This is a genomic window from Gemmatimonadaceae bacterium, assembly GCA_020851035.1.
GTDB lineage: Bacteria > Gemmatimonadota > Gemmatimonadetes > Gemmatimonadales > Gemmatimonadaceae > JACMLX01.
This window is the reverse complement of record JADZDM010000029.1, coordinates 1-13,094: the sequence shown is the minus strand read 5'-3', so window position 1 is coordinate 13,094 and position 13,094 is coordinate 1. Positions and strand designations below refer to the sequence as shown.

At 70.8% G+C, this 13,094-nt stretch carries 14 protein-coding genes and 3 tRNA genes; all 17 read left to right on the top strand.

Annotated features, from left to right (window positions below):
- Positions 1-35 precede the first annotated feature (35 nt).
- The 17 genes from secD (at position 36) to IT355_19540 (ending at position 12,544) form a co-directional block, all read left to right on the top strand.
- On the top strand, positions 36-1,709 hold the full coding sequence (gene secD / locus IT355_19620) for a protein translocase subunit SecD (protein ID MCC7055490.1): 1,674 nt from the start codon (positions 36-38) through the stop codon (positions 1,707-1,709).
- The gene (gene secF, locus IT355_19615) at positions 1,709-2,695 is read left to right on the top strand and encodes a protein translocase subunit SecF (GenBank protein MCC7055489.1); all 987 of its coding nucleotides are present in this window, start codon (positions 1,709-1,711) and stop codon (positions 2,693-2,695) included. Before secD ends, secF begins: the two co-directional genes overlap by 1 nt.
- A 73-nt stretch (positions 2,696-2,768) precedes the next feature.
- On the top strand, positions 2,769-3,536 hold the full coding sequence (locus IT355_19610) for a TatD family hydrolase (GenBank protein ID MCC7055488.1): 768 nt from the start codon (positions 2,769-2,771) through the stop codon (positions 3,534-3,536).
- Between the two features lie 49 nt (positions 3,537-3,585).
- Positions 3,586-4,164 carry a RidA family protein gene (locus IT355_19605; protein ID MCC7055487.1) on the top strand — a complete coding sequence of 193 codons (579 nt, stop codon included), beginning with the start codon at positions 3,586-3,588 and terminating at the stop codon, positions 4,162-4,164.
- 30 nt (positions 4,165-4,194) lie between these two features.
- Positions 4,195-4,800, top strand: a complete 606-nt coding sequence (locus tag IT355_19600) for a hypothetical protein (GenBank protein ID MCC7055486.1) — start codon at positions 4,195-4,197, stop codon at positions 4,798-4,800.
- Complete coding sequence (locus tag IT355_19595; protein MCC7055485.1) at positions 4,797-5,600, top strand: glutamate racemase; 804 nt, start codon at positions 4,797-4,799, stop codon at positions 5,598-5,600. The genes IT355_19600 and IT355_19595 overlap by 4 nt, the downstream gene beginning before the upstream one ends.
- An 887-nt stretch (positions 5,601-6,487) precedes the next feature.
- Positions 6,488-6,844, top strand: coding sequence for an acyl-CoA thioesterase (locus tag IT355_19590; GenBank protein ID MCC7055484.1), 357 nt, complete (start codon positions 6,488-6,490; stop codon positions 6,842-6,844).
- Positions 6,837-8,846, top strand: coding sequence for a peptidylprolyl isomerase (locus tag IT355_19585; GenBank protein MCC7055483.1), 2,010 nt, complete (start codon positions 6,837-6,839; stop codon positions 8,844-8,846). Before IT355_19590 ends, IT355_19585 begins: the two co-directional genes overlap by 8 nt.
- Complete coding sequence (locus IT355_19580; GenBank protein MCC7055482.1) at positions 8,846-9,511, top strand: hypothetical protein; 666 nt, start codon at positions 8,846-8,848, stop codon at positions 9,509-9,511. The genes IT355_19585 and IT355_19580 overlap by 1 nt, the downstream gene beginning before the upstream one ends.
- Positions 9,512-9,533: 22 nt before the next feature.
- Positions 9,534-10,016, top strand: coding sequence for a hypothetical protein (locus tag IT355_19575; GenBank protein MCC7055481.1), 483 nt, complete (start codon positions 9,534-9,536; stop codon positions 10,014-10,016).
- Positions 10,010-10,363: a hypothetical protein gene (locus IT355_19570; GenBank protein ID MCC7055480.1), complete on the top strand. Its 354-nt coding sequence runs from the start codon at positions 10,010-10,012 to the stop codon at positions 10,361-10,363. Before IT355_19575 ends, IT355_19570 begins: the two co-directional genes overlap by 7 nt.
- Positions 10,360-10,851, top strand: coding sequence for a D-glycero-beta-D-manno-heptose 1-phosphate adenylyltransferase (gene rfaE2, locus IT355_19565; GenBank protein ID MCC7055479.1), 492 nt, complete (start codon positions 10,360-10,362; stop codon positions 10,849-10,851). Before IT355_19570 ends, rfaE2 begins: the two co-directional genes overlap by 4 nt.
- Positions 10,844-11,575 (top strand): ribonuclease PH, encoded by a 732-nt coding sequence (rph, locus tag IT355_19560; protein ID MCC7055478.1) that lies wholly within the window; start codon positions 10,844-10,846, stop codon positions 11,573-11,575. Before rfaE2 ends, rph begins: the two co-directional genes overlap by 8 nt.
- 2 nt (positions 11,576-11,577) lie before the next feature.
- Complete coding sequence (locus tag IT355_19555) at positions 11,578-12,198, top strand: non-canonical purine NTP pyrophosphatase (GenBank protein ID MCC7055477.1); 621 nt, start codon at positions 11,578-11,580, stop codon at positions 12,196-12,198.
- Between the two features lie 60 nt (positions 12,199-12,258).
- Positions 12,259-12,332, top strand: a tRNA-Pro gene (locus IT355_19550).
- 42 nt (positions 12,333-12,374) lie between these two features.
- Positions 12,375-12,448, top strand: a tRNA-Arg gene (locus IT355_19545).
- Positions 12,449-12,472: 24 nt separating this feature from the next.
- Positions 12,473-12,544, top strand: a tRNA-Lys gene (locus IT355_19540).
- Positions 12,545-13,094 lie beyond the last annotated feature (550 nt).

Sequence of the window (13,094 nt, the reverse complement as noted above, 5' to 3'; positions counted from 1 at the left end):
ATACCGTACGCCCCTTCCTTCTTCCGCTGCAGGGCATGAACAGTCTGCGGTCCCGCCTCCTGCTGATCGCCGCCGCCATCGGGCTTTCGGTCTTCGCCCTCTTCCCGCGCGCCACCACGGTGCGCGAGACGAAGCCTGACGGCACGTCCGTCAACACGATCAAGCGCCAGTTCCCGCTGAAGTACGGTCTCGACCTCCAGGGCGGCATGCACATGGCGCTCGAGATCGACGAGAGCAAGGGAACCGTGGCCGACAAGAAGGACGCGCTTGGCCGCGCCCTGAAGACGGTGCGCAACCGCATCGACCAGTTCGGCGTGTCCGAGCCGGTGGTGCAGCAGGCCGGCGACGATCGCATCATCGTCGAGCTGCCCGGCATCGACGACCAGCAGCGCGCGCAGGACGTGGTACAGCAGTCCGCGTTCCTGCAGTTCCAGATCACCGACGAGAGCAACGCCCTCGACAAGTCGCTGCCGCGCATGGATGCGGCGGTGCGCAGTCGCCGGCTGGATGTTGCGAGTGCGCCGGCGGGCACCACACCGGCGGCTGGGCCCTCGGCCGCGGCGCCGCTGAGTGGCCTGCTGAGCGGCGACACCGCGAAGAAGGCGACCACCGACACGGCCAAGGCGCCGGCACCGGACAGCGTCGCGAAGGACGCCAACGGCCCGATCACGAAGATGATCCAGGCCGGCGGCTTCCCGGGCCAGTACTACGTCCGCGAGAGCGACGTGCCGGCGCTCACGCGCTACCTCGCCGACACCGTCGTGCAGGCCGCGATCGCACCGGGCAAGGTCATCCGGTTCGGTGCCGACACGATCAGCGCACCGGGCCAGCCCACCGTTCGCGCGCTCTATGTGCTGGACGCCAAGCCGATCATCACCGGCGAGTACCTCACCGACGCGAAGCCGAACAACAACCCGCTCGAGGGTGGCTACATCGTCGAGTTCGAGTTCAACTCGGAAGGCGGGCGGATCTTCCGGCGTGAGACCGGCAAGCACGTGAAGGACAACATGGCCGTCGTGCTCGACGACCGCGTGATGACTGCGCCCACGATCAACAGTGCGATCGGCCGCAACGGCCAGATCACGCTCGGCGGCGCCGGGCTGCAGGAGGCGCAGGACCTCGCGCTGGTGCTGCGGGCCGGCGCGCTGCCGGTGCCGCTCAAGGTGGCCGAGATCCGGAACATCGGCGCCAGCCTCGGGCAGGACTCGATCGACAAGGGCAAGCTGGCCTTCGGCATTGCGATCCTGATGGTGATCGTGATCATGGTCGGCTACTACCGCTTCAGCGGGGCCATCGCCGTCGTTGCGCTCGCGCTGTACGTGTTCTTCACGCTGGCCGCGCTGGCGGCGTTCGGCGCCACGCTCACGCTGCCCGGCCTGGCCGGCCTCGTGCTCGGCGTCGGCATCGCGGTGGACGCGAACGTGCTGATCTTCGAGCGCATCCGCGAGGAGATGGACCGCGGCAAGTCGGCCCGCCTGTCCATCGAGGAAGGCTTCAAGCACGCGCTGAGCGCGATCGTCGACACCAGTGTCGCCACGATCCTCTCGGGTGCGGTGCTCTACCAGTACGGCACGGGACCGGTGCGCGGCTTCGCCGTGACGCTGGTGGTGGGTGTCGCCGCCTCGCTGTTCACGGCCATCTTCGTGACGCGGACCCTTCTCCTTGTCTGGCTCGACCGCACCGGCGGCACGAAGCCCCTGAGCATCTGATGCTGCGAATCTTTCACAACACCAAGTACGACTTCATCAAGTGGTGGAAGGTCGCCGCCATCGCCACCGGCGTCTTCATGCTGATCGGCGTGGCGTCCTTCGCCATCACCGGCCCGCTGAACAAGTCGGTGGAGTTCACCGGCGGGACGCTGGTCCAGCTGAAGTTCACGCAGTCGGGTGACGCGGCGAAGATCCGCGCGGCCCTCGATGCCGCCGGGATCCGCGGCGCCGAGGTGCAGCAGTACGGCGCCGCCGACGAGTTCACCGTGCGGGCCCAGGACAAGGCGCTCGTCGCCTCGCAGGCCGCCGGTGCCGAGAAGGTCGAGGACCAGATCCGCGCCGCGCTCTCGAAGTCGCTCGGCGCCGACACCTACAAGGTCGTCCGCACGGAGTCGATCGGGCCGAAAGTGGGCGAGGAACTGAGCCGCAACGCCATCATCGCGATGGTGCTCGTCTCGCTCGCCACGCTCATCTACCTCGCCTTCCGCTTCGAGTGGCGCTTCGGCGTGGCTGCGGTCGTGGCAACGCTGCACGACACGATCGTCACCCTCGCGTTCATCAAGCTCCTGCACCTCGAGGTCTCGCTGACGGTGGTGGCGGCGATCCTCACGCTGCTCGGCTACTCGATGAACGACACGATCATCATCTTCGACCGCGTCCGCGAGAACCTCAAGACGTCCGGCAAGACGGCACTCTACGACGTCCTGAACCGGTCGATCAACGACACGCTGCCGCGCTCGATCATGACGCACGCGACGACGTTTGCCGCCTCGCTGGCGCTGCTCCTGTTCGCGGGCGAGGTCATCCGCCCGTTCGCATGGGTGATGACGTTCGGCATCTTCGTCGCGACGTTCAGCTCCATCTACGTCGCCGGCCCGGTGCTGCTCTGGATCGAGCAGAAGTTCCCGCGGAAGTCCACCGCCGGTGCCGCACCGCGCGCGGCGGATGCGGCGGCCAAGCGTCCGGGCGCCGTCGCCACCCGGTGACGCACCGGCGTCCCGCGCTGCACCGACAGACCGCCGCCCTGCGCGGCGGTCTTGTCGTTCGGGCCACCGCGGCATGCTGATCGACAGCCACGCCCACCTCGCCGGCGATCGCTTCGACGCCGACCGCGCAGCCGTCCTCGAGCGGGCGTGGGCGGCCGGCCTCACGCACGTCGTCGTGATCGGCGAGACCACGCCCGCGGCGCGCGACCTGGCGCGCTCCGATCCCGCCCGCCTCTCCTTCACGGCCGGCGTACATCCCCACGAGGCGCAGCAATTCGATGCGGCGCGCGACCTGCCACAACTCCGCGCCCTCGTCGCCGACGGCGCGGTGGCCATCGGGGAATGCGGCCTCGACTACCACTACGACCACAGCCCCCGTGAACTGCAGCAGCAGGCCTTTCAGGCGCAGCTCGACCTCGCCGCCGCGTGTGGCCTGCCAGTCGTGGTCCACACGCGGGACGCCGAGGACGACACCGCGCGCCTGCTGACCGCGGCCGCAGCGCGTGGTGTCTCTGGCGTGCTCCACTGCTACACTGGGTCGGCTGGGCTCGCGCGCGTCGCCATCGATGCCGGCTGGTTCGTGTCCATCAGCGGGATCGCCACGTTCCGGAACTGGGAACGGGACGATGTGGTGCGGATGATCCCCGACGCGCAGCTGCTGGTCGAGACCGACGCGCCGTACCTCGCGCCGGTGCCGTTCCGCGGTCGCCGCAACGAGCCGGCGTTCCTGCCAGGGACGGTGGCGCGACTTGCCGAGGTGCGTGGCACGACCGCGGCAGAGATGGCCACCCTGACCGCGAGCAATGCGGTGCGCTTCTTCCGGCTGCCCACCACGCCCTGAGTCGTCCCGCCGCGGCGGATTCGCACACGACGGGCCGGTCCCGCCACCGATGCAGCGGGTGGTGCGACCATGCAGATTCCACACCTCGAATCGGCACGGCGGCAGGGTTTCAGCGGGCTCGGGCTCGTGGTATCATGCCCCGGCACAGGTGGCCCGTCGCCGCCCGCGCGCACCGATCCGGCTGCGCCGGTCGCACCGCCGGAGATCGTCCCCGCACCATTCCTCCCGAGGATCCGTCGTGACCAAGCGTGTCATCAGTACCCCGGCCGCACCTGCCGCGATCGGCCCGTACTCCCAGGCCATCGCGGTCGGCGGCCTGCTCTTCACGGCCGGACAGATTGCACTCGACCCGGCCACGATGACGGTCGTGCCCGGCGACGTGTCGGCGCAGACGGAGCAGGTGATGAAGAACCTCGCCGCGATCTGCGCCGAGGCCGGCGCATCACTGCAGCAGGTGGTGAAGACCACCGTTTTCCTGCAGGACATGAGCGACTTCCAGGCGATGAACGAGGTGTACGCACGGCACTTCGGCGAGAACCGGCCCGCCCGCAGCACGGTGGCCGTGCGCGGACTGCCACGCGACGTGCGCGTGGAGATCGAGGCGATCGTGAGCCTGCCTGGCGCCTGAGTGGTGCCGTCCGGAGGGTCGGCGCGCACCGTGACCGGGAGCCTCGCACGCGGCATCCTGTGCTGTGGCGCGCTCCTCGTGCTGGCGTCGCACGTGGCGCAGGCGCAGCGGCAACTGCCCCCTCCCGGCGCTGTCCGCGACTCCGCCCCGCGTGACACCGCCGTCAGGCGCGCCCCCCGCCGCCTCCCCAACAGCATTCCCGACTCGCTGCTGCGGCCGCCGATCACGCCGAAGGCCGCGTTCCTGCGCTCGCTGCTGGTGCCGGGATGGGGGCAGGGCGGGCTGCGGCGCACCACCGCCGCCACGCTCTTCTCGACGGCGGAGGCCGGTGCGGTCTACATGGTGATGAAGTCGCGGGCCGACCTGCGCCGCGCCCGGGCGCTCGAGACACTGGACTCCATCGCCGTGGGTGATCCCTCGCTCGGTGAAGCGGTGACACGCATCCCTGCCGTGCCACAGACCCTCGTCAATGCCCGCCGCCTGCACCTCGAGGACTGGATCGCGGTGCTGATCTTCAACCACGTCCTCGCTGGCGCAGACGCTTACGTCGCCGCCAACCTCTGGGACCTGCCCGCGCGCGTCTCCATCCGGCATGCCCCGGGGGGCGGCACCATCAGCGCGTCGTGGCGCTGGTGAACGACGCGCCCGTCGGTGTGTTCGACTCCGGCATCGGCGGCCTGACGGTGGCGGCCGCGATCCTGTCGGCGCTCCCCGCCGAGCGCGTGGTCTACGTGGGCGACACCGCACGGGTGCCCTACGGCCCGAAGAGCCCGGAGACCGTGATCCGCTACAGCCGCGAGATCGCGGGCTGGCTGGTCGGGCAGGGGGTGAAGGCGATCGTCATCGCGTGCAACACCGCCACGGCACACGCCCTCGAGCGGCTGCAGGCGGAGTGTGCCGTGCCGGTCATCGGCGTGGTGCAGCCGGGGGCACGGGCCGCGGTCGCGGCTACGCGCAACGGCCGGATCGGCGTGATCGGCACCACCGGCACCATCACCTCGGGGGCGTACACGCGCGCCATCGCGGCGCTCGCGCCGCACGCCGTCGTCACGGGATGCGCGTGTCCATTGTTCGTGCCGCTGGTGGAGGAGGGGTGGCTCGACCACCCGGCGACGCAGCTCATCGCCGCGACCTGCCTCGCGCCGGTGCGCGATGCGGGCGTCGACACGCTGGTCCTCGGCTGCACACACTATCCGCTGCTGGCCCCGGTGATCGCGTCGGTCATGGGGCCGGGCGTCACGCTCGTGGACTCCGCCGCACAGACCGCCATCGCACTGCGCGACGTCCTCCGCGAGCGCGGACTCGCCGCGTCAGCTGGCGCTGCTGCGACCGCGCATCGCTTCGTCGTGACCGATGCGCCCGACACCTTCCGCCGCGTCGGGCAGCGCTTCATCGGCCCCGTGCTGGACATGGTCGAGACACAGGTCTTCGCCTGACGCGGAATACGCGAACAGCGCCACGCGCGCCGGTGTCACCACCAGGTACCGCGGCACCGCACCCCAGCCGCCGGGATTGGCGTACACGCCGCCATGCGGTGCGCGCGTGAGCCCGGCCACGTGCGAATGGCCGTAGACCACGAGGTTCGGCCCCCCGGGCTCCGCCATCCGGCCCAGCGCCACGTTCCGCAGGCCCACGCCATCGTCCTCCGCGCTGTGCACGCGGCTCGCCTCCGAGGTGCCGAGGGCGAGGCGCGTGCCAAGGTCGGGATGCAGCAGCCGGAACGCCCAGACGGAGAGCGGATGTCGCAGGATCGGCTTGATGCGCAGGTAGCCACGGTCGGCCTCGCCGCGCAGGCCGTCACCATGCTCCACCAGCATGTCCCAGCCCCCGATTCGGGTGCGCAATGGCGCCGTCTGGAACGTCACCCCCACCTGCGTGCGCAGGACCTCGCCGCCCCAGCAGTCATGGTTCCCGGCGATCCAGGTGATCGCCATGCCGGACGCGCGCAGCTCCGACAGTGCGCCGAGCACCGGCAGGGCGAATGACGGGACCGAGCGGCGCCACTCGAACCAGAAGTCGAGGATGTCGCCGTTGAGGACCAGCGCGCCGGGCTGGCCGCGGAGCCGGCGCAGGAAGCCGAGGAGTGCATCGGTCGTCTCGGGCGCCGCCGCACCGACGTGGCAGTCCGAGAGGATGTAGCATGGAGTGACGGTCACGCGGGGAGATTTAGTCCGCCGCGCCGGCTTTGACAAAATCCGCCGGGGTCATCCAACTTCGCCGCGACCCACCCGTGTCCTTCCACCCGACGCCACCCGTGCCTGCCGCCACGCCGTCCCCCGCTTGTGAAGTCGAGTTCCGCGTCCGCTATGCGGAAACCGACCAGATGGGCGTTGTCTATCACTCGAACTACCTCGTGTGGTGCGAGGTCGGCCGCACGGAGCTGATCCGGCAGCTCGGGCGCCCGTACGCAGAGATCGAGCGGCTGGGCGTGGGCCTCGCCGTCTCCGACGCCTCGCTCCGCTTCCACGCCCCGGCGCGCTACGATGACCTGGTGCGGGTCACCACCACGCTCGGTGAGGTGCGATCGCGCACCGTCGAGTTCCGGTACGTGATCTCGCACGCGGAACGCGGCACACGGCTCGTGACCGCCAGCACCGTGCTGGTCGGGGTCGACCGGGATGGGCGCATCGCCAGGCTGCCCGCGGAGCTGCGCCGCATGCTGGGGCTGGACGATGCGTGACCGGTGCCGCGCGGTGCTGCTCGTGGTCGCACTGTCGGCCACCCATGCCGCGCCGGCCCACGCGCAGCGCGCCACCCTCGACCCGGGCACGGCGGCTGCCTGGGCGGCGCTGCTCGAGGTGCATGACACGCGGCGCGTCGACACCGCGGTGATCGATGTGGCGCTCGCGTCGCACACCGTCGCGCTGCGCGCCGCCGCGCTCCGGGTCGTCGGGATGAACCGCATCGAGGCACGCTATCCGGCGCTGCGCGGCCTGCTGCACTCCGCACGCGACACGCAGGTCGTGCGCGACGCGGCCTTCGCGCTGGGGCTTGCGGCGGATGCTGGCGCGTGCGGGCCACTCACCGATGCGCTGGCGTCGGGACGCGGCGGGGAGGCCGCCGCCTGGGCCCTCGGCGAGCTCGGTGCGCAGTGCGGCGGCTTCGCCGCGCTGCTGGCCGCCGCGCGACCACCAGCCGTTCGCGCGGCGCTGCTGCGGGTGGCGGGGAAGTGGGACCCGTTTCCCGATTCCATCGTGGCCGCGGCATTCGCGGCCGCCCGCTCGCACGACGAGCGCTGGGCGGCGCTGTACGCCCTCGCACGTGCCCGCCGCAACGCCGGCGGGGCGCTGGCGTTGCGGGCGTCGCGCGATGCGGCTCCCGACATCCGCGAGCTCGCCGCGCGCCTCCTCGCTGCGCCGCTGCACGGGGATGCTGCATCCCCGGCGCGCGCACGGCTCGTCGCCCTGCTCCGTGATCCCGCTCCGCATGTGCGGGTCGCAGCCGTGCGTGCGCTTGCCACCTACGGCGCCCTCGCCGCCGCACCGCTGGCGCTGGCGTGGCGACTGGAGCGTGACGTGAACGTGCGCGTCACCATGGCGCAGGCGGCCGGTGGGGTGGCTGGCGCCGACGCGGCACCATGGATCGAGTGGTGGCGTGACGACACGACCCACATGGTGCGAACAAGCCTGCTCGCGAGTGCCTGGCAGGCCGGTGCGATCGAGCGCCTCGAGCGAGGCGCCGGGAGCGCACTCTCGGCCGACCCTGATCCGCGGATCCGCGTCGCGATGATCGAGGGTGCCGCGTCCACACGCCCGGCACTGCATGCCGCCATGTTCACACGCGGCGCAACGGATGCACACGCAGCGGTTCGCGCGGCGTCGGTTGGCGCGCTCGCGGCGCTTCCGGCACCGGTGCGCGACTCCGTGGGGTGGGCGCGCATCGAGGCTGCGGCGGCGTCGGATCCCGACCCCGGGGTTCGGCAGGCGATCACCGACGCACGGGTGCGCGGCGCACGCGCCACCGATGTGGGCTTCGCGCTCGCGGGCTACGCCCGTGCCCTCGCCGACTCCGTGCCCGACGCGCGCGAGTCGGCACTCGCCCTCATCGCTGCGGCCTGGCGTCGCGACAGCGCGCAGTTCGGCGATTCGGCCGTGACGGCGCTGGCCGCGCTCGCACCGGATGCGGATGTGCTGCTGCGGCGCCGCGTCGAGGCAGTCACGCCGCTGCGCCACTGGCGGCTCGCGCCGACAAGCGGTGCATCACCAGCGTCGTATCGACGGATCGTGCACGACGTGATCGCGCCGAGCCTGGCTGGCCGGCCACCGCAACTCGTGCTCGACACCGAGCGCGGTGCGGTCCGGATCCGGCTGGACGGGGTACAGGCTCCCATGACCGCCGCCCACCTAAGCGCCCTCGCCCGGCGCGGGTACTTCACCGGCCAGCGCTTCCACCGCGTCGTGCCGGCATTCGTCGCGCAGGGCGGCGACCCGCGCGGCGACGGCTCCGGTGGCCCGGGCTATGCGATCAGGGACGAACTGAACCGGTCGCCGTACCGTCGCGGTGCCGTCGGCATGGCACTCGCGGGCCCCGACACCGGTGGCTCGCAGTTCTTCCTCACCCTCGCACCACAGCCCCACCTCGATGGCCATTACACCGTGTTCGGGCAGGTCATCGCCGGCCAGCGTGCGATGGACGCGCTGGTGCAGGGTGACGCGTTGCGCTCCATGACCCCGCTGCCCTGATGACACCTGCCCACCGCCGCTCCCGGCTCGCCGGCATGCTGGGGACCGCGCTGCTGCTGCTGCCGGCATGCACCACGCCACGCCTTGCACCGCTGCCCAACGCCACGCCACCCGCCGCCCAGTCACGACCGCTCCCGGTCGTCGAGCTGCCGCCACACCGCCAGCGCATCGTCTTCAGCTGGCGCCTTCAGGAAGCGGAGCTCGAGATCCGCGGGGAGGGCGCGGCGCGGATCGCGGCTCCCGATTCCGCCCGCGTGGACCTCTTCGTGGCCGGTGGCCTCGGCAGCGGTGCGGCCTGGGTGATCGGTGACCAGATGCGCCTGGACGCGCCGGATGCCCTCCGCCGCGTCCTGCCGCCACCGGCGTTCCTGTGGGCGGCGCTGGGGCGCTTCGCCATCCCGCCCGGTCGCGACACCCTCGTCGCCTGGAGCGACAGCGCCGTCACCGCCGATATCGGCCCTGAGCCGCGCTGGCGCCTCGCGCTGCGCGGGCGGCGCATCACGCGCCTCGAGCGGGCGCAGGGTGACCGGGTCATCGACCGCCTCGAACGCCGCGACGACGGGTCGCTAGTTTACTTCCATGCGCCGACCCGCCGGCAGCTCACACTCACGATCACGCGGGTGGACTCCGTCGCACCATTCGATGCCTCGATCTGGCGGCCATAGGCGCCTCGCCGCGCTGCTTTCCGTGGGCCTGCTGGCCATCGCCGCCCCGGGCCTCGGCGGCTGCATGTACGGCTTCGCGGGCGGGGGCCTTCCGGCCACGGTGCGCTCCGTCGCCATCATCCCGTTCGAGAACCAGACGCCCTCCGCCGAGCTGCAGCAGGAGTTCATGTCGCGGCTCCGTCGCGAGCTGCGCGCCCGCCTCGGTGTCCGCGAGGCCGCCGAGGCGCAGGCCAGTGCCGTCGTCCGCGGCACGATCACGCGTTACGAACCGGACATCCCGATCGCCTTCTCTGCGGACCGGACGCAATCGGTGGCCGCTCGCCGGAAACTGATGCTTACGGTCGATATTGAGATCTATGACCAGGTGGCGGGGCGTGTCCTGTGGGCACGCAAGGGCATGGCGGCCGAGGGCGAGTACGCCGAGCGCGCCGAAGCCGAGGGCCGCCGCCTGGCGATCGTGAAGCTGGTCAACGACGTCATAGAGGGAGCCCAGTCTCAATGGTGATGCGCCGTGGCAGCGGGTCTGGTGGATGCCTCGTCTGGGTCGCCATCTTGGCTGCGGCGGTGGTGTTCGGCTGGCCGGCGGCCCGCGTCTACATCCGCGTCTACGAGTACGAGGATGCCCTGCGGCAGACACTGCTCCACGCGAAGGCTGACGATGACGAGGGCCTGCGCGCCCGGATGCGTGCCGCCGCCGATTCCATCGGCGAGCTGCCGGATGACGCGTACGACGTGACAGTCGAGCGCCGCGAGGGCGTGATCCGCCTCCGCGCGACCTACACCGACACGATCCGCTTCCCGGTGCGTCCACGCGCGGTCACGCACCGCTTCAGCGTGGAGCGCGCCGAGTGACGCCTCGCGCGCCGCTCGACGACATCCGCTCCTGGCAGGACGCCCGCCGCTGGCGGCTGGCGCAGCCGGGTCGCGTGGTCTTCACGAACGGCGTCTTCGACCTGCTCCACCCCGGCCACATCGACGTGCTGCACGGCGCCCGCGCCTGCGGCGACGCGCTGGTCGTCGGGATCAACAGCGACGCATCGGTGCGCCGGCTCAAGGGGCCGGAGCGTCCCGTGCGCAGTGCGGCCGAGCGCGCCTACGTGCTGGCGGCGCTGGACGCCGTCGACTGCGTCGTCGTCTTCGACGAGGACACCCCGCTCGAGCTCGTGCGCCTGCTGGAGCCCGATGTGATCGTGAAGGGGGGCGACTATGATCCCTCCACCGTCGTCGGCGCCGCCGAGACACGCGCCCGCGGTGGCGAGGTCGTGATCATCCCGCTCACCCCCGGGCACTCCACGACGGCCACCATCGCCAAACTCCGCTCCGGTTCCCCCGATGCCTGAACTCTTCCGGTCGTACGACCGGCAGCTCCACGAGATGCGCCCCGTCACGATCGAGCGCGCCGTCACGCCGTATGCAGAGGGATCGTGCCTGATCACCTTCGGCGAAACCCGGGTGCTCTGCACGGCCACGGTCGAGGAAGGCGTGCCCGGCTGGCGAAAGGGCAGCCGGCAGGGCTGGCTCACCGCCGAATACGCCATGCTGCCGCGTGCCACGCGGACGCGCACGTCGCGGGAGCGCGGGCAGGTCGGCGGCCGCACGCAGGAGATCCAGCGGCTCATCGGGCGCAGCGTGCGTGCGATGCTGAGCGGGTTCGACTTCGGTGAGCGGACCATCAAGGTCGACTGTGACGTGCTGCTCGCGGACGGCGGCACCCGTACCGCCGCGATCACCGGCGCCTGCGTCGCCGTGACCGATGCCTTCGGCTGGCTCGTCGCGCAGGGCAGTCTCGAGGTGTCGCCGGTGATCCACCACGTGGCGGCCGTCAGCGTCGGTGTGGTGGATGGCCTCCCCGTGCTCGACCTCGACTATCCCGAGGATGTGCGCGCCGGTGTGGACATGAACGTCGTGATGGTGGATGCGGCACGGTTCGTCGAGGTGCAGGGGACCGGGGAGCACGCGACCTTCGATCGGGCGGAGCTCGATGCGCTGCTGGCGCTCGCCTCGTCGGGTATCGCCGCGCTCGATGCCGCGCAGCGCAAGGCGCTCGCCGCACCCAGGGGCTGAGCATGACGGCGTGGGTGATCGCCACGCGCAGCCGGGGAAAGCTCGCGGAACTCGTGCCGATGCTGGCGGCGCACGGCATCAGCGCGATCGGGCTGGCGGATGCCGGCCTGAGCGAGTCGGCGGCGGAGGCGGGCATCGAGGTGTTCGACAGCTTCGAGGCGAATGCCGTGGCGAAGGCCCGCCACTTCGCCGCGCGCACCGGACAGCCGTGCCTCGCCGATGACTCCGGCCTCTGCATCGATGCGTTGGGCGGGTTGCCGGGCGTGCGGAGCCGGCGGTTTGCGCGTGATGCGGGGTGGCGCGTGCCGGTCGGCGTCGGCGAGGACGCGGCGAATGCGGAGGCGATGCTCGACGCGTGCTGGAACAGTGGCTGGGCTCCACCGTGGGCGGCGCACTTCGCCTGTGCGGCGGCCTTCGCGGACGGTACGCGCGTGGTGGTCACGACCGGCCGGAGTGCGGGCACGATCATCCCGGAGCGCGCGGGTGACGGCGGCTTCGGCTACGATCCGTGGTTCATGAGTGCCGATCTCGGATGCACCTTTGCGCAGGCGTCGACTGCGGCGAAGGCGCAGGTCAGCCACCGCGCGCGTGCCGTGGCGGCCGTGTTGGCGCAGCTGTGCTGATGGGAATGCTGGCACGCCGGTTGACGACCATGGGCGGATTGGTTACTCTCGGGGCTCGTGCGGGGCGTAGCGTAGTCCGGTAGCGCGCCTGCTTTGGGAGCAGGAGGTCGCCGGTTCGAATCCGGCCGCCCCGACCTGATTGCTCCGCACGAGCACCTGACGTGCGGCACCGTGAAGCGCCAGTAGCTCAGTTGGATAGAGCGGCAGCCTTCTAAGCTGCGGGTCGGGGGTTCGATTCCCTCCTGGCGCATGTGGCAGCAGTCGCAGGTCGTTCGCTCCGATAGCTCAATGGTAGAGCAGCTGACTCTTAATCAGTAGGTTGTAGGTTCGAGTCCTACTCGGAGCATGCAGCGGCGGTCATCCCCGGATGACCGCCGCTTTTTTTGTGCGCGTGTGGGCATGACGCGGGGCAGGTCGCATCGCGCAACCAATTGCGTCGGTGGTGTGGGCGATGGCGGCGGAATGGGGGCTGCGGCAGGGGGCTCGGGTCTGTGGTCGAGCGGTGCGTGCTGGGGGTTGCAGAAATCGTGGGAATCGCCTACTTTCGCATCCCCTCGTGAAAGGGGCCGGACGAGGTCGCGAGAGCGAGCAAGGCGAAATTTCACGAGCGGGCTTGACGGGAGCTGCAGGACCGGGTATCCTTCAAGACTCCCGGCGAAACGCCGGAACTGCTGATTGAAAATTGAATCGAGAACAATGGATGTGCGAGGCGATCTCGTTTGAGCGACGGCGTGCAGAGCGCAGCGCGAGAGATTGAACTCTGATGTAAATGATTCCGGACCGTCTCATGATGGTCCAGCAATGGGAGTTGTGAGCGGTTCGCGAGAGCTGGTTGAATTCTTCTTGGAGAGTTTGATCCTGGCTCAGGACGAACGCTGGCGGCGTGCTTAACACAT